17 protein-coding genes and 2 riboswitches are annotated in these 18,002 nt (G+C 33.0%); all 17 genes read right to left on the reverse strand.

Annotated elements, in window-relative coordinates; all coding sequences use genetic code 11:
- Window positions 1-185 precede the first annotated feature (185 nt).
- A riboswitch (SAM riboswitch) is annotated at window positions 186-293 on the reverse strand.
- Window positions 294-471: 178 nt separating this feature from the next.
- The 17 genes from LL038_RS07220 to LL038_RS07300 all read right to left on the reverse strand — a co-directional run bounded on the left by LL038_RS07220 (window position 472) and on the right by LL038_RS07300 (window position 17,953).
- On the reverse strand, window positions 472-1,938 hold the full coding sequence (locus LL038_RS07220; protein WP_216121225.1) for a methyl-accepting chemotaxis protein: 1,467 nt from the start codon (window positions 1,936-1,938) through the stop codon (window positions 472-474).
- A gap of 334 nt (window positions 1,939-2,272) precedes the next feature.
- Window positions 2,273-3,553, reverse strand: a complete 1,281-nt coding sequence (locus tag LL038_RS07225; RefSeq protein WP_216121224.1) for a nitrogenase component 1 — start codon at window positions 3,551-3,553, stop codon at window positions 2,273-2,275.
- 52 nt (window positions 3,554-3,605) lie between these two features.
- Window positions 3,606-5,051 (reverse strand): nitrogenase component 1, encoded by a 1,446-nt coding sequence (locus LL038_RS07230; protein WP_216121223.1) that lies wholly within the window; start codon window positions 5,049-5,051, stop codon window positions 3,606-3,608.
- A gap of 116 nt (window positions 5,052-5,167) precedes the next feature.
- Window positions 5,168-5,602 (reverse strand): NifB/NifX family molybdenum-iron cluster-binding protein, encoded by a 435-nt coding sequence (locus tag LL038_RS07235; protein ID WP_216121221.1) that lies wholly within the window; start codon window positions 5,600-5,602, stop codon window positions 5,168-5,170.
- 303 nt (window positions 5,603-5,905) lie between these two features.
- Window positions 5,906-6,358 carry a pyridoxamine 5'-phosphate oxidase family protein gene (locus LL038_RS07240; RefSeq protein WP_216121220.1) on the reverse strand — a complete coding sequence of 151 codons (453 nt, stop codon included), beginning with the start codon at window positions 6,356-6,358 and terminating at the stop codon, window positions 5,906-5,908.
- Window positions 6,359-6,416: 58 nt separating this feature from the next.
- Window positions 6,417-7,295: a nitrogenase iron protein gene (gene nifH / locus LL038_RS07245; protein WP_216121218.1), complete on the reverse strand. Its 879-nt coding sequence runs from the start codon at window positions 7,293-7,295 to the stop codon at window positions 6,417-6,419.
- Window positions 7,296-7,646: 351 nt separating this feature from the next.
- A complete protein-coding gene (locus LL038_RS07250) occupies window positions 7,647-8,960 on the reverse strand; it encodes a nitrogenase component 1 (RefSeq protein WP_216121215.1) in 1,314 nt (437 codons plus the stop codon).
- A complete protein-coding gene (locus LL038_RS07255) occupies window positions 8,953-10,434 on the reverse strand; it encodes a nitrogenase component 1 (protein WP_216121212.1) in 1,482 nt (493 codons plus the stop codon). The genes LL038_RS07250 and LL038_RS07255 overlap by 8 nt, the downstream gene beginning before the upstream one ends.
- A 96-nt stretch (window positions 10,435-10,530) precedes the next feature.
- The gene (locus LL038_RS07260; RefSeq protein WP_216121210.1) at window positions 10,531-11,283 is read right to left on the reverse strand and encodes an amino acid ABC transporter ATP-binding protein; all 753 of its coding nucleotides are present in this window, start codon (window positions 11,281-11,283) and stop codon (window positions 10,531-10,533) included.
- Complete coding sequence (locus tag LL038_RS07265; protein ID WP_216121208.1) at window positions 11,280-11,990, reverse strand: amino acid ABC transporter permease; 711 nt, start codon at window positions 11,988-11,990, stop codon at window positions 11,280-11,282. Before LL038_RS07265 ends, LL038_RS07260 begins: the two co-directional genes overlap by 4 nt.
- 27 nt (window positions 11,991-12,017) lie before the next feature.
- The gene (locus tag LL038_RS07270) at window positions 12,018-12,707 is read right to left on the reverse strand and encodes an amino acid ABC transporter permease (protein WP_216121206.1); all 690 of its coding nucleotides are present in this window, start codon (window positions 12,705-12,707) and stop codon (window positions 12,018-12,020) included.
- 84 nt (window positions 12,708-12,791) lie between these two features.
- On the reverse strand, window positions 12,792-13,613 hold the full coding sequence (locus tag LL038_RS07275; RefSeq protein ID WP_216121204.1) for a transporter substrate-binding domain-containing protein: 822 nt from the start codon (window positions 13,611-13,613) through the stop codon (window positions 12,792-12,794).
- 267 nt (window positions 13,614-13,880) lie between these two features.
- Window positions 13,881-14,030, reverse strand: a complete 150-nt coding sequence (locus LL038_RS07280; RefSeq protein ID WP_216121202.1) for a hypothetical protein — start codon at window positions 14,028-14,030, stop codon at window positions 13,881-13,883.
- Window positions 14,031-14,068: 38 nt separating this feature from the next.
- On the reverse strand, window positions 14,069-14,233 hold the full coding sequence (locus LL038_RS07285) for a YezD family protein (protein WP_216121200.1): 165 nt from the start codon (window positions 14,231-14,233) through the stop codon (window positions 14,069-14,071).
- Window positions 14,234-14,384: 151 nt separating this feature from the next.
- Window positions 14,385-14,485, reverse strand: a riboswitch (SAM riboswitch).
- A 114-nt stretch (window positions 14,486-14,599) separates the two neighbouring features.
- Entirely contained in the window at window positions 14,600-14,995 is a 396-nt protein-coding gene (locus tag LL038_RS07290; protein WP_216121197.1) for a hypothetical protein, read from the reverse strand.
- Window positions 14,996-15,033: 38 nt separating this feature from the next.
- Window positions 15,034-16,410, reverse strand: a complete 1,377-nt coding sequence (locus tag LL038_RS07295; RefSeq protein ID WP_216121195.1) for a nitrogenase component 1 — start codon at window positions 16,408-16,410, stop codon at window positions 15,034-15,036.
- Between the two features lie 19 nt (window positions 16,411-16,429).
- Entirely contained in the window at window positions 16,430-17,953 is a 1,524-nt protein-coding gene (locus tag LL038_RS07300) for a nitrogenase component 1 (protein WP_216121193.1), read from the reverse strand.
- Between the last annotated feature and the right edge of the window lie 49 nt (window positions 17,954-18,002).

Consider the following 18,002-nt stretch of genomic DNA (forward strand, 5'->3'; position numbering starts at 1 on the left):
TACTTCTATTCATAGAAATATACCCTCTGGTTTACCAGTCAGATTATTTACTTTAAAATATTTTATTATTTATACGACCATAGAATAATAGTATAGAAACCTCGATCATTTTCCCTACTTAATTGATTTCAATATAACAAAAATCCTTCTTTAAAAAGCTAAAGAAGGATCACATCCAATTTAGCTTCTCATCTCTAGGTATAAACCTACAGGAATTAACACCAATACATTTAAATAAAAATGCTGGTTGTCGGGCATCATCGGGCCAGTCCCTACGCCACTCTGGATAAGAAGTTTATATTTAGTTTTAAGTTTAATTTGTTATGAAGTAAAAAGCACTTTAAAACAATACCTAGTATTCATATATGTTTATATTCTATTGCCATTATAATAATACTAATTTAAAATAAAGTCAAGCATTTCTTTTTCCAAAATTTATTATATATTTTTCTCTAACTATGTCAATATCATTTATAATTTAAGATCTGCTATTATTATTCCTAAAATTTCACCTTTATCGTTCTTAACTGGTACAGAGATTGCAATGCAATAATTATTGGTATCAATAGATATGTATGGTTCTGATATAAAGTCCTTACCAACAATAGATTGTTTAAAATAAGGTCTATGAGCAAAATTTGCATATACCTGTTCTTCTTTATAATCTAAAGTAATTGCTTTTCTAAGACCATCTTTCTGTACAAGGCCAAGTAATTCAAAATATGGATGTTTTTTAAGTTGTTCTAGTAATACAGGAGTTGCCTTTGAATATTCCATAGTTCCCAAAGCTGACAACTTAGCTATTTCCTTCAAACTTGCAATCCCATTATCTATATACAATTTTTTCTCATTGTCTATTTTATAATTTTTGGCAAAAGAATCTGTGTATTGTTTTATGTCGTGATTCATCTTTTGTAACTCATTTATTCTGTCGAATGTGTTTTCAGTAATTTTGTACTGTTCCTCTGAAGCTGCAGAGATTTCGGAAGTAGCTGAAAATAAGCTTTCAAATGTTGAAAATACTTCTTTAACTGCCTCATCTATTTTCTCTATTTTATTAACTTGTTCCACAATGTTTTCACCTATTCCTACAAATGCTTCATAGGAATTATTAGTCTGTAGTTTCAAATCATTGAGGTTTGATTGAGTAAGCTTTGAAACCTCAATATATCCTTTTATTTCTTTTACATCAGATTCCATTCTTGAGGAAATGTCCCTAATGTCAGCTTTTACATCATTAATTATGTCTGCAATTTGTTTTGCTTGCAGAGTTGAATTTTCTGCTAGTTTTCTTATTTCATCTGCTACCACAGCAAACCCTTTACCATATTCTCCAGCTCTTGCCGCTTCGATAGATGCATTTAAAGCTAATAAATTAGTGTTTCCACTTATTTTACTTACTTCATCCGCTATACTTTGAATAAGGTAACTCTTTTCCTCTAAACTTTTGACCTTTTCATTTGTAGTTATATTCGAACTAGCCGTTTGTTCGATTTTATTAATTAGAACTTCAAGATTATCATAACTATCCCCCAAAGTTTTTAGATTCTCCCCTTCCATTTTTTTTATATTTTCTGCCTTTCCCTCGATTAAAATAGCCATATTGCTTACCTCATTAGAATAATTTTTAGCCTCCTCAATTAGTGACATTTGCTTTTCCATATCTTTAGATATATTATTTATCATTGAAGAATTTTCTTTACTTGAGGTTTTAATTTCATCTGCATCGTTTTTTAATTCCTCTGTAGAATTAATTGTTTTATCCGTAAGTGTTATTATTTGAGATATTAATCCTCTGAATTTAAAAACTACATTATTCAAATTTTTTTTCAAATTACTTTTACGAATACTTTTTTCATCATACGACTTTGTAAGGTCCCCTTCAGAAATATTAAACAATGTTTCCTCAACTTCTTTATTTTCCCGACTCCTTATCATTTATATAACCCCCCACGGTTTAATTTATATATTAGTTTTCATATATGTTTAGTTGAATTTTATATTATATTCCATAGTATGTCAATATTTCTATAAAATATATATGTCTTTTATAGAAATAGCCTTGAATGTAAATAATAAATTTCTTAAATATAAACATACTAAAATCCGGTTATAGTATATCTATAACCGGATGATTTTCCTATTAAGTTCCATCAATAATTCTTGTTAATATAAGATATACCTCCAATATTTAATATTTTCTGTCCCATAAAGAAATTATACAATTGTCATAAATGATAACTTAAAGCCTCAGTTATTTTTTATCTACCCGTTATAAGTTGTCATATAAATCCTCTATTAATGTAAGACTTCCTTTGTATCCTGCATATGTTCTATTAAAAATAAGCCGGTCGGTAATTGGATATGAAATAACGCTACATTGAATATCCCTTTCCAATGCAAATTCTCTTTCCTTAGTACTTCCTACTATTAAAGTTATCTCTTCATGTTTTTCTAATTCTTTTTTAATTTTCCACTGATCTGTTTCAAAAATTATCTTGGGTGCCCGTGCATACTCTAGCCTTGTAAGCTGATCTTGTATACGTTCAAAGTCTTCCGGACGAAATATAGGATCTGTAATTATAGCAACAATTGGAGTGAAACTATAGTCATTGGCAAGGTACCTAGTAATTCCCACTACAGTATTTGCATCTCCAACCACAGCAAATTGTTTCCAACTCATTGCCCCAATAGCTGTTTCAAGATAACTGTAAATATAATCTTCTTCCTGCGCTATTACCTGCTCACCACGCTTTTCAATACCTAGTTCTTTAGACACAGCACGAATAAATGCTGAGGAATCACTTGCACCTATTGGTAATCCTGACCATCTTAAATACGGTACATTAAATTTCTGTTTATATTGTTTTGCAGCACTTTTTAAAAGCCAGGGTGAAATGATGATGTTAAGGGCTGCTGCTGAAGAATTTCGAATATCATCAATACCTTGATGACGAGTAAAAAATGTATTAACCTCCAATCCTAGCTTTTCAAGAATTCTTGTAAGTTCTTCGAAATTCCCCTCCCAAAACGGATCATGATATGGCATAATTCCAAATAGATTAACAAGCTTTTCCTGACGCTTGGCAGGTTTTACAATATGTTCTAAAAGTGCATCAAATGCAATTTCATACCCTCTGTAGCTTTCTCCAAGGAAACCTGGTGTTTCGATTGGATATACAGGAATACCTTTTTTAAAAAATTCCCCCGTGACACTCTTTATATCGTCACCTATTATACCTGAGGTACAACCAGATAGAACAAAAAAAGCATCTGCTTCAAATATTTCAATTGCACCCTCTATGGTTTCCCTCAAGTGATCCTCACCTCCAAAAATCACGTCCCTTTCAAGCATATTTGTACAAGGCGTTGATACGCCAGAAACATAAAATGGTGAACGCCCCCCTGCCTGACCTGCCTCACCTGCTGTTGTCTGCATGCAACACCCTGGTCCAGCATGATATATGGGAACAACATGATTTATTGCTGATAAAACTGCATTAACACCTCCTAAAGCACAATTTCCACGAGGACTTTCAGTAATTATTGACATAAAAAAACTCCCTTTCTACTTTGCTAAAATAATTATAATTAATTTTTAAACTCTACTCAATCTGTTTGATAAATTTAAAAGCATCCTTCTCATACCATGACTCTTTGTAAGGTAATCGTGCATGTCTAGCAAGTTTTTTATTAAACCCTGGATTTTCTATCTGATTTGCGATTTTATTTCCCAGATACAGTATCCCATCGTATCCCATCGTGGGTCTTTTCATATCTAAAACGTGAGTTGTAGGTATTCCAAGCCTCGCTGCCCAGACAGGCACACCAATAAATACATCTGGTTTTAGTTTTTTAACAAGGTTTATCTGCTCGAAAGGCTGCATATTAGCAATATCTATTACATAATCACCATGGATACTGTTTAGATACTCTATATCCATTTGAGCATCATCATCATAAGTAGGTGTTTCAAGACCAACTAGCTTCATTCCAAAATCATCAATCAGAGCCGCTGCTGCAAACGATCGTCCACTCCCACCACATATAAACACCCTTTTCCCACAAAGGCGATTCCTTATATTTTTGATTAATGGTAATACACGTTTATGCTCTCTTTCAATATGCAATTCCGCTTCCTTTTCTTTGCCAACAAGTGCTGCAACTCCCCTAAGCCATATATCTGTATTACGAACACCTATAGGCATTACCGTATGTGAAAAAGGAATATCAAAATCTTTTTCTAATGTCTTCATAAATTCATCTGCAAATACTTTGCAAATAGCTGTTGAACCCTCCGCTGCTGGTATTTTTTTTATTTTTTCAAGTGAACTATAAAATGGAATATAATTAGCGTGAAGATCCAATATAGAAAGCATACGTTCAATTTCAATCTGATCCTTGTAACTTACAGTTGTTGGTGCAAATAAATTAATTAAGCCCTTTTCTTTTGGAACTTTTTTACCGTCAAATATATATTTTGCTATAGATATAAATGCAGTATCAAATCCAGAAGCACAAACTTTGGTTTTAAATCCTTCACAATGAATGGGCACTAAAATTGTGTTTAATTCCTTTTGTAGTTCAGATGAAACCCCATCGATATCATCACCAATAATTCCAGATGCACAAGATGCAAAAATAAAAATCAGTTTTGGACTATAACGCTCGTATGCTAAAATTATAGCCTCCCTAAGCTTTTTTTCTCCGCCCTGAACAATATCTATCTCATCTAAATTTGTAACTATCATCTTAACATTTTTTATTGATTTCACCCCCCTATGTGCCTGACCTACCTGATATAGATCATTTGCCATTGATGCACATCCAGCACAACCTTGAGGTGAATGAACTACAAACACAGAATCTTCCATTGACATTAAAGCCGCCATACTATTAATCTGCTGACATTGTAATCCTTGACTAAAGCTTCTATCTGCCATCTTAAAACATTTTTTTCTGAATTTTTCTGCAAGTTCTTTACTATTGCCACCACAATCATTATATGTGAATGGCCTACTTTCCCTGATTCCTGTATAATCATTGCTCATACAATATCTACCTTCCTCTTACTAATTATTAATAATTCCTGATTTATTATAACTTCTTTTAGGTTTTTAAAATTACACTCTATATTTTTATCGTTACTACATTTTTTCTCATATAATTATAATAATTCCTTTGTACGTTTATAATAAATATATAATTTTGAAACTGCTTTTTCAATAGAACCTTTAGCTTCAAAAACACTTATGCCATTTTTAAGCAATAGTTTTTCAGCCCCTTTGCCAACTTGATTTACTAAAACAGAATGGCAATCTGCAATCAAATTTATTTTTTCAAACAAGCCAGGTTCGTCATGCCCACCAGAACCACATCCTGAGACACACCCTGAATTTGACCTACTATTGCATCCTGTGTTTTCGTTATCACTACATGATTTTACTACAAGTCTCACAACTTCAGTTTGAACTTCTCTTTTCTCAATCAATTTATAATTACCCTCATCTAGAATCTCAAATATATAAAATAATTTACCACTACCAAAATGTTGATCTATAACAAATCCATCGCTACTGCCTACAGCTATCTTAATCGACATATTGTTCCTCCCTTTAGTATTTAAAACTATAAAAATAAAGACCATGTACAATTTATTTTAAAATTGTTTTGATCTCCATTGTATCTGGTCAAATTGTGAATAAAAATTCTACTATTTATCTAAACTTATAATTAGATGCACAATTTACTGGTACCAATTAATAAGATACATCTAACAATTAGATATACAATTACTATGCCTGATGATGAGATATACTCAAGTCAGACTTATTTTTTGTGATCACCTATTACTGTTTTATCTAATAATGAACTACTACCTTTTAAGTATATCTATACATGATTGTTATAGGTTTACAACCTCTGCTATTTCACTCTTTTCACAATCTAAAAACTTTACAGATTTTGCATCAATCTTATAAATTAATGTCCCCGAAATATCGAGTTCATTATCATCTGCAACTTTCTTAAGACCAGGGTAACGCACACTTATTGCATCAACTGCTTTATTAAGCTCTTCTCTGTTGTCGATCACTTTTGCAATACCAGTTATAGAAAGATTTGTGAATGATCCAAAATCTTGACCCTCATTTTGGAAAAATAGTGTAACATTAGGATTTTCATTGATGTTTCTAACCTTCTCTGTATCTTTATTAGTTGTAAAATAAAGATTAACACCATCGTTAGCAAATCCTCTTATTACTCTTACTTGTGGAATATTGTCCTTTCCTGTAGTAGCTAATATCCCTAATTGTGACCTTTCAATGTACCATTCCGAATCATTAATAATATTGCTCATTTTAATTTCTCCTCACATAATAAATTTCAATCCGTATATTTTTCTCACTAAGTCAATTCTATAAGTTTCCAACTGTTTGAGTTAGTAATGCACCTTTTTCTAGATCGAGCAGTTTATCTGCCCATTGTGATGCCCAGTCTCTTAGTTCCTGCACACCAAGTGGAGATGGAGTTCTTGACTCTACATGCTCATTAATTTTCGTTGCAAGCCTATTATAAATTTTAGCTTGTTCTGAGTTTGGAGCATTCTCAATTGTAGTTTTACCATGAAGTTCACTTTGAGTTACTGTAATAGATCTAGGTACATATTCCATTATTTTTGTATTAGTTACTCTTGCAAAATCGTCAACTATGTCCTTAGCATAAGGAGAATTAATTGAATTAGCTATTATACCTCCAAGCAATGCTCCGCCTGACTTGGAATATTTTTGAATCCCCTTAAATAGATTGTTTGATGCATATACTGACATGAAATCTGATGATGACACTGTAAATACATGTTCTGCTATTCCTTCTCTTATTGGAACTGCAAACCCTCCGCAAACAACATCCCCCAAAACGTCATATATAACATAGTCTAAATCAAGTTCTTCAAATACCCTTTGCTGTTTAAATAATTGAACTGCAGTTATTATTCCACGTCCTGCACAACCAACTCCTGGAGCTGGTCCACCTGCCTCTACGCAATAAATTCCATTAAAGCCTCTAAATAATACATCTTGCGCCTTCACTGAATTTTTCTCTCTTAGGGTATCGAGTACTGTAGGAATATAATCCCCACCCCTTAATGTATTTGTAGAATCACTTTTAGGGTCACAACCAAATTGTAAAACCTTATAACCTTGTTTTGATAATGCTGCACTAATATTTGAAGTTGTAGTTGACTTGCCTATACCGCCCTTACCATATATTGCAATTTGTTTAATTTTCTTAGCCATTTTCATCGCTCCCATTTCAATAAATTTACTTTTTTTATTTACAATTCATTCTTTGTTATTTATTTACATTATAATTTTTTAAATAAATTATAATTAAAAGAGGCTATATTCCACTCGTAATGGAATATAGCCTCTAGTTTTTCTAGTCAGCACATTAAAACCTAGTATTCATATTGGTTATATGTTATTTCTTATTGTAGCCTCTATTTTATATATTGTCAACACTTTCTCAAATAAGTTAATGTAATTTTTAGCCATATTGTCTTGTATAAATGCTTGCTCAAAATCTTCTATTAAATTTTTAAATTGTTTTTTATATTTTGAATTATAATTATCTTCTATTCAATTTAACTATATTGCATACTCTAAAACTACTGAATATATATCTTCTAATAATCTTAATCCGCCTTGATAACCTACGTAAGAACGATCTAATATCAATCGTTCAGTTACTGGCATTGATATTCCAACATAATGACCATTTAATTCTTTAGCAATAGTTTTATCCCAATTACTTCCTAACACTATTGGCCTACCCGGAAAATGAGTATTCCTTAGTTCTTCATGAATTTTACCACCATCAGTTGTGAATTCAGCCTCTGCACTAATTCCATACTTATAATTTTTAAATTGTTCTCTTACTAAATCTTGATATTCCTCTGGTGTATCTTCAACAATATATAACTTGGATGGAAATAATCCCATATCATTAACAAGAAATCTTGAAGCCGCTAATGCGTAATTACTATCAGCAATTATTACAAACCTTCTTCCAACTTCCCTGGTCTCAAGTAATATATCTGCTATACGTTCAATAAAATAATAAAATTCATCTTCATGTTTTTTAATAACCGATTCAATTAAATTAGGATCAACTCCAGCAAATTTTCCAACAGTTCTTAAGAATTCCCCTGTTTCATATGCACCAATTGGAAGTACCGGATAATGCAAATATGGCGTTCCAAACTTTTCTTCTAAAGTCTTAATATTTTTAAGTCCAACCCAAGGTGATACAAGTAAATTAAAAGTGGCCCTCGGTATTTTATCTAAAGCCTTTGCACCATTTCCAGGTCCAAAAATAACATTTGGTATTAATCCTATCTCAGAAAGTAATATTCCTAATTGTTTTAAATTACCATACCAAAATGGATCATATACCGGAACTGTAGCCCATATATTTACTAATTTCTCTATAACAGGTGCTGGCTTTAGATATTGTTCAATAATAGCTTGCACTACAAGCTCATGTCCCATTATATTATTTCCTTTGAAACCTGCGGTTTCAGCATATATTACGGGCTTTTTGCTCCCTTTAAATCCTCTCACTACTTCACGTACATCATCACCTACAATTTCTGTAACACACCCACTTAAAACCACAAAAAAATCTGCGTCTAATACTTTAAGAGAATTTTCTATTGTCTCTTTTAGTTTATCCTCCCCTCCGAATATAACCTCTTTTTCACTTATATTAGTTGATGGATATATTTGAGGCGATATATATCCTGAAGATTGTCCTCCATTTGAAGTTGCAAGAGCTGCTGCGAGCTTTGTACCACAACCAGGCCCTGCATGAAGAATTGGCACTGCACGTTCTATAACTTGCACCGTTTGTGATGCACCCAGAGCGCACACATATCTTGGTTGATCTAAAATATTAGACATTTGCTTTTTCCTCCTCTGTTTTAAGAAATAATGAATGTTGCTGTTTTAACCACCAATCTGTATATGGTAATTTAGAGTGATCTCTTAAACTATTTGCAAGACTTCTATTTGTAACTGCATCTAAAATTTGATATGCAAAATTTATAAGACCATCATAACCAAATGCTGTAAACTCATCTCCTACAAATATTGAAGCTGTTCCTTGTTTCATAGCCCAAACAGTTGTACCTGGATGACGAGATAAATATATATCAGGTTTTAAGTTATGAAGAATGTTCATTACCTCATAATTTTGCTGATCACTAACACTAAATGGTACATCTTCTGCCAAGTTTTCAGTTAAATACTTGTATTCATCCGCTTCTTTACCATGATCATACTGCGGATCTAAATGCCAAGCTGATGCCCATAACACTTTAATACCAATCTCATCAAGTACGCGAATATAATTTAAAGTAAATCCTGGTCCCATACCAATAACAGCTTTTATACCTTTTAATTTTTTCTTTACTTCCTCCAGCTCTGGAGCAATTCTTATGCGTTCTTTTGCTATATATTCCTCTACCTCCGTCTCTTTCCCTATTGCTTTCCCTAGCCCTCTTATCCAAGCTTCATATCCTGCTATTCCATGTGGATGAAGTGTTCGTACATAAGGAACTCCATATTGTTCTTCAAGCCCATTACCGAGATAAGTTCCAAGAGTACCACATATAGATACTGTCGCTAATGATTCAGATATTTTTGAAAGCCTTTCAACAGTTACCCCACGAGGAATAAACAAAGGCTCTACACCAAAGTTTGCAAATATTTCAGTTATTTTCTTCCTCTCACTACCAAAGAAATTTATAAAGTTAATTATATTTGTTTTTTTCTCGGGTGGTTTAACAATTCCAGTAAGTATTGCATGGAATGCGGCATCAAATCCAGAAGCCCATATTTTAGTTTTAAATCCTTCACAAAATACTGGTATTACAGGAATAGGCAATTCATCGGTAAGTTCATCAACTGCGCTTGTAATGTCTTCTCCTATAACCCCTGAAACACATGAGGTTGAAACAAAGATTGCTTTTGGTTTATACCTCTCATATGTTTCAATTACGGTATCCTTAAGTTTTTGGGTTGCTCCAAAAATGGTATCCCTCTCGTTCATATTAGTACTTACAAAAACAATATTGCGTTCATTTATTCCTTGTTCTCTAATCATTGCTTTATAAACGCTATTACCGCCTATTGCTCCTGCTGTACAACCAATAGGTGCATGATTTACTTGAACAGCATCTATAATTCCAGACACAGTACCTTGAGCACAACCGGCATTACAAAGTGTACCTTGATTGAAACACCTTTCTCCGTTACACAAATTGCCACATCCAATTTTTTTACTTGCATCCTTTAAACTTCCACAATAACCTGTAATTGATCCTAAGCGATTTTCCCTTGTTTGAGCCTCAGCTACATCAAGATTTATTGCCATATCCATTCCTCCAATAAAATTATAGTTAAAAAAGGTCATAGTCCACTCTTAATGGAATATGACCTCTAGTTTTTCTAGTCAGCATATATAGAAATATTAAATATTATAATTCCAATCAGGAACTATTCTTTTTAAAAATTGCTTTGTTCGTTCCTCCTTTGGATTCTGAAATATATCCTTAGGTGTCCCTTCTTCAACTACCACACCCCCTTCCATAAATATCACTCTGCTTGCAATATCATAGGCAAAAGACATTTCATGAGTAACCACTACCATTGTAATTCCTTCTTTTGCCACCTTCTTCATTACCGAAAGAACTTCACCTACTAGTTCAGGGTCTAGTGCTGATGTCGGTTCATCAAAAAGAATTACTTCAGGATTCAGAGCAAGTGCACGAGCTATACCAACACGTTGCTGCTGACCTCCTGAAATTTGCGATGGATATGCATCGTATTTATCTGTAAGACCTACCTTATCAAGCATTTTTCTGCTTATTTCCTCAGCTTCTTTTTTAGGAACTTTTCTAGCAGTTATTAAGCCTTCCTTTACATTTTCAAGAACTGTTTTATTATTAAAAAGGTTATATGTTTGAAATACCATAGCTGTCTTTCTGCGTATACACAATATTTCTTTCTTAGTTGCATGTTTAAATTTGACTTTAGTTTCACCTACGGTTATTTCTCCCTCATCTGCTTTTTCTAGAAAATTAATGCATCTTAAGAGTGTAGTTTTTCCAGAGCCACTAGGTCCTAATATTACTACAACTTCTCCTTTCTTAACTTGAATATCAACACCTTTTAGAACTTCATTTTTACCGAAGGCTTTGTGTATACCTTTTACTTCTATCAAAGTGCTACCCCCCTACTATATTTTTTTAAATGATTTTCTAGTATGCATGAACCTCTTTCTATTATTATGCATACTACCCAATAGACTATTGCAGCTGCAACATATGCTTCTAAAAACAAATAGTTTCCTGTTGCTGTGATTAGTGCGCCATTCATTACATCTGTCACAGATATCAAAAATGCTACTGATGAGCCTTTAAAAAGACCTATAAAACTATTACATAACATCGGCACTGCTACAGGAAATATTTGTGGAAGTACAATCCTCCACAATGTCTGAGTTTTTGTCATTCCTACTGAATATGAAGCTTCATACTGTCCTTTATCCACTGACATAAGTCCTCCTCGTATTATTTCGGATATAGTTGCAATTGCATTTATTGAGAATGCTATAATTGCTATATAAATAAGATTTATATCCTTAGACCGTATTCGTAAATGGAATAACACAGCAAGTCCATCAAACCCCTGTATTAGCCCAAAATACATAATTAAAAGTAATAATACAACCGGTATGCCTTTAATAATTACAACATAAATCTGACATACCTTCCAAAGGACTTTAACTTTGAATACTCTTGCTATTGCAATAAAAGTCCCTAAAACAATTCCTACTAGAAGTGGTATAAAAGCAAGTACAAGTGAAACTGGTAAAAATTTAATTGCCGCTTTTAAAGCCACAAGCATAAAGTCAAAATTAAATTCCATAATATCACCTACCATCATTTATAAATTTTACGCAACGATTTTATATTTAACTTTTTTTTCAAGTATAGTGAATAATTTTTCAAGTAAAGTGCCTAGTACAAGAAAAATAATTGCTGCTCCTATATAAGCTTCTATGGAATGGTATGTTGTAGCACCTATTGCTTGTGCTTTACCCATTACATCAATTATTCCAATTGTGAAAGCCAAAGAAGTGTCTTGAAGAAGTCCTAAAAAACTAGTTCCTAAGTTTGGCAACGCAGTTAAGAATGCTTGAGGAGCTACTATACGAGAAAAAGTCTGTAGTCTTGTCATACCAACTGAATACGAAGCTTCGGTCTGCCCAATATCTACACTTGTAATAGAAGCCCTAATAATTTCGCTCATAAAAGCTGCTGCATTTAACCCATAAGTTATTATTACAAAATATAATTTGTCCCATCTATTAATATTAATACCAATACTTAAAAGAACACTTGGCAATCCAAAATAGACTATAAATAGTTGTACAATCATTGGTGTTCCTCTATTAAAAGATATATAAATAGTAGCTAGATGACTAAATACAGGGGTTTTATACACCCTAACTAAGGCCAAGACTATACCCAAAAGCAATCCTATTATAGTCGCAAATATTACTATCAATAATGTAATATGTAGGCAAGATATTAATAGCGGTAAATCTACAAAAATCAATCTTAAATCAACCATTTTTCCCATCTATATCCACAACCTTTATTTTAATTATTAAAATTCACAACCCTTGTCAAAAGACAAATGCACCCCTTGGTGCATTTGCAATAATTAATCATTAGTAGTGTAATCTCCTCCTAATATTTTTATTGAAATCTTAGATAATTTTCCATTTGATTTCAGAGTTTTTAATGCTCCATCTACGTCTGATTTTAACTTAGTATCTTCTTTACGATAAACATAATAAGTACTCGAAGAAGCTATAGGATCACCCACCGTTTGAATAACATCTCCATAAGTTTTATTCAAAGAATCTACAACTCTTTTTATTGAAATAAATGCATCTATTCTTCCATCTTCAACTGACTTAACTGTTGTAGCTTGATCTGCACTTGAATAAACAAGTTTAATCGCATTATTGTTTTTCTTATTATATTCTCCTAAAATATAGGCATCATTACTTCCTGGAGATGTTTGCACAGTTTTACCTTTTAAATCGGCAATACCCTTTATATCCGTCCTTCCTTTCTTATCTGTTATTCTTAGAATAAAAGTAGTATAACTTTCCTCACCAAATAGATATTTAGCTTCTCTTTCAGGATTTTTTTCATATTGATGTGCTGCTAAATCCACTTTTTTAGCTCCCAAACTAACCAAAATTGTTTTAAACTCAGCCGGTTGATATTCAAATTTGTATTGTGGAAGAAGTTTGTTTACCTCTTGTAAAACCTCATGCTCATAGCCAGCAATCTGGCCTTTATCATCCAAATAGCAATATGGCTTAAATGCGTTACCTATTCCTATAATTATAGTTTTTGGTTCTGTTTTGGAAGCACTTACATTACTTGTTTTAGATGAACATCCAGCAAGTGAAAATACAAGTGAAAATGCAATCACCTCCGTTAATAATTTTGATAGTTTACTTTTTTTCATAAAATTCTCCCCCATTCATTTTGTAATTTTATATGCTATCGTAATAGATAAAATAATAAAGGCTTTAGGTAAAATATTGTTATTGTTTTAAACAACACAATTATTTTACCTAAAGCCTCTGGTTTTCCAGTCAACTTGAATATTAGTAATCATAGTGGATTTATTTACATCCGTAGTTTAAACTTATGCAACTATTTCTCCCCAAAATTCGTTCCATTTGAAAACCTAAGTCCAGCATTTTTTCTGAAAATCATAGGGGTTATTCCCTCAAGAAATCTTGTTAATGAAAGACATACCAGCAATATTTAATATTTCCTCTTCCCATGAAGAATTAGTTTCACTTTTGTCATTTTCTCCTAATATGCTTTCTAGAAATTTATCAAGATCTACAAATTCACCATTTATTTCAATATCCACTTTTATTCCTCCTTTAAATTATTTATTACACTTTTTAATCATCTTAATCTCAGTTTCTCATTTCGCTCTATTTGTATAACTACACCATCCTGTACCACGAGTGTTACAGATCCATATTGGGTTGTCTTAAGTAACTGTAAAAGCTTTTTTAAATTCACCTCTGATATACTACGATTATCAAATAATAAACTATTTTCCCCCATATCTACTTCCCCCCACTATTAAAAGTTGTAACTCCTTTGACCCTAACGTTTTATAATATACATTAATAATATAAAGTCTAATTCCCCTTAATATTTAACCAAAACAAAATCCGCCTATAGGCTAGCTATAGGCGGATTTTTTCCTATTAGCTTCCCATCTTCAAGGTTTAAACCTACTGGAATTAGCACCTTTAATTTAAATTAGGTTGCCGGGTTTCATAGGGCCAGTCCCTCCACCACTCTTGATAAGAAGTTTATATTTAATTTTAAGTTTAAGTTTAATAAAAATAGCACTTAATACCTACTATTCATATATGTTTGTTTTATATTGTAATGCTATTATAGGCTAATGTCAAGCTTGTTATTTTAGATATCAACTTTAAATTGTTCATTGCTTAGATTCACCTCAGTTTTAATATTAGAAAGTAATCCTGGTTTTCTAACCTTTTGTATCACAAACCAAATACCACCAACAACTAACCACGCTAGAAATATGAATGGGAAAATATTATATGGATATGCGGCCAATGGGTATACACTTCCCACAATAGGAATTAACAATACAATTAATGTTATTACCGAAATTATTATATCCTTAATTTTCAATTCTTTTTCCTTATACAAATATACTGGGGCAGCTATTGTAATAAGTGCATAGTTAACAATGAATCCATAAGTTGCAATTATTCCTAGCCAACCATAAATATCAAATATTTTATTATTTAGAGATATTAAAATTATTGGAGCTAAAGTGGCAAACAATGAAATTACTTTAAAATTAGAAATTCGTTGAAACTAGCTTAAGCACTAGTACTTACTGTAGTTGTATAAATTTTTTCTAGTAAAGTTAACGCACCTCTATATCCTATATATGACCTGGAAATCACTACTTCATAAGATGCTGGAAAACCTACTTCTATTATTGAAGTTTTAAGTTCTTTTGCAAGATCCCTTTCCCAAGTAGTACCAAATATTATTGGTGGTTTATGACCATAATCTGCATTTCGTATTTTCTCATGAATAGTATAGCTGTCTTCCTCAAAATCAACATCAGTGGAAACATCCTCCGCAATATTTTGATATAGTTTTCGAATTGAATCTCTATATTCTTCTGGAGGATTTTCAGTTATAATCTGCTTTCCAGGAAGTAATCCTAGCTGATTTACTAAAAATTTTGATAATGCAATATTATATGCACTATCACCAATCACTGCAAACTTCGCAGGTAATCCCCACCAATACTCAGCATAAAAATCTGAAAAATCACCCAAGTAGTTGTAATATGTTTTTTCTTCTGCTCTAATGAATGCTTCTGCCTTTTCTACATCAATGCCAGCAAAATCAACTACCTTTCGTAAAAAAGCACTAGTCTCAATAGCTCCAATAGGAATAATCGGAACATGTAAATATGGTTGATCATATTTACTTTTTAAATGCTCTGCAGTTTGAAGTCCTAGCCATGGAGATAGCACTAAATTAAACTGAGCCTTAGGAATATTCTTCCACTCTGAAACACCTTCTGAACCATGTCCAAATAGGATATTTACCTTAAGGCCAATGCCTTGAAGAATTCTCTTTATTTCAGTAAGGTCACCACGCCAAAAGGTATTATGGTAGGGAAGCAAAGACCAAACATTAACTGTCCCCTTTTCTTTAGGACCATCATATTCCCCAACATACTGATCTATGATAGCTTTTGTAATTAGTTCATGTCCTGTAAAATTATTTCCTCTAAACCCACCAGTCTCAGCAACTACAATGGAAACCCCTTGTTTTTGAAAATCACTTACTACTGATTCAACATCATCACCTACTAAGTCTGAAATACAACCAGTAACCACTACAAATAAATCAGCATCTAAAATTTTAACAGTGGATTCAATCAATTCTGTAAGCCTCTCTGCACCACCAAAGATAACCTCTTTTTCAGAGCAGTTCGTACTTGGAACCACAGAACCACCACCGTATCCTCCACCTTGGAACCCATTATAAAAAGCAAGATTCATATATTGTTTATCAGCACAACCTGGACCACAATGTGTTATGGGAATTACTCCTGGAATTGCTGAAGCAGTATGCATTGCTCCAAGAGAGCACACATAACGAACCTGTTCAATTGAATTAGTTTTTACTATTTTTTTATCTATATTTTCATCTTCAATCTTAATATCAATCATAATATTACCTCCATACTTCTTAAATTATTTCTTTTGCAAGGACAAATGGATCTTTCTGATCTAACCACCATTGTTTATATGGTAATTTTGTATGAGCTGAAAGATTTAAATGAAATTTCTTATGTGCCAAGATATCCAAGATAGTTTCTCCTAAATTTAGTATTCCTTGATATCCTAAAGCATGGTGTTCATCACCAAGTGGAGCTGCTGGAATACCCATTCTTGACGCAAGTGGAGCAAGACCATTATGTCTAACAAGAATAAAATCTGGGTTTACCCTCTTAAGTAATCCATAAAATTGATATTGCTGACGATTACTTACACTAAAATTTGGAACATCGCCAGAGTCATTAACCATAAATTCAAGAGAGTTTTTTCTAGAATCTGGAGTGTCTGAGCTTGGATCTTGACTATCATAAATCGGATCATGATGAAATACAAGAGATCCATTCACCTCTACGCCCAGTTCCCTAAGCACAGAAATTAGCCCATGAGCATATGAGGACCCCGTTGCAACATATCCCTTTTTACCTTTAAGTAGTTTTTTAAGTTCTGCTAGGCGAGGTGCTACTCTTGCGTGTTCCTTTGCTATATACACTTCTGCTTTTTCCTCGGTGTGAGTTACCCTCGCTAGTTCACGGAGCCAAGCATCAGTTCCATCAAAACCATATGGCTGAGGGGACTTAATTTCTGGAACTCCAAATTCCTGTTCAAGGCCTGCCGCTAGGTATGATGACAATGTGTGGCAGAACCCTACAGTAGCTGCAGCTTCAGACATTTGTGCCAATTCATCAATTGTTGCCATATCAACAACAAAGTTAACCCTGAGTCCTAGTTCTGCGAGCATTGGAGTAAATACATCCGTTCCCCACAAATTAATAACATTTACCAAATCCTTTTGTTTCTTAGGATTCTTATTTATAATTTGCCTTAAAAGTCCATGTTGCACGGCATCAAAGCCTGTACTCCAATGCTTAGATTTAAAACCTTCGCAGTGAAGAGGTACAACCGGAATCTTAAGTTCCTCTTCTAACTTAGTAGCTACACTATCTACATCATCACCGATAATTCCAGTAGCGCAAGAAGTTGCTAAAAAAATCGCCTTTGGTTTATGACGATTCCACGCATCCCTTATGGATTGTTCAAGTTTTGCAATTCCTCCAAAAACCATGTCTGATTCTTGTAGATTAGTACTAATTATTCTGATGTTTTGGACTGGTAACTTACGCATTGCAAGTCCATTACGGTATATAGAATTATAAATTACTTGACCAGCACCACAACCAATAGGTGAGTGTTGTATAAGTACAGCATCGCGAATATTTCCCGCCTGACATTCAACCATCATCTCGCTACATACTGATCCTTGAGTAAACGGACCTTTAGTTTCGCATAACCTTTCTCCACCATTTGCTCCACAACCACTACAAATTGACGATGATTCCTTTAATAGATTCGAAGCACTTCCATTGTCCCAACCAATTATAGTACCCAATCGTTGTTCACGATTCTCTACAACTGGTGTATCAAGATTTATTTTCATGATTACATCCCCTCTACGTAAATAACGTGATTATTTGTGTCTAATTTAT

The sequence above is a fragment of the Clostridium estertheticum genome (genome assembly GCF_026650985.1).
GTDB lineage: Bacteria > Bacillota > Clostridia > Clostridiales > Clostridiaceae > Clostridium_AD > Clostridium_AD estertheticum_C.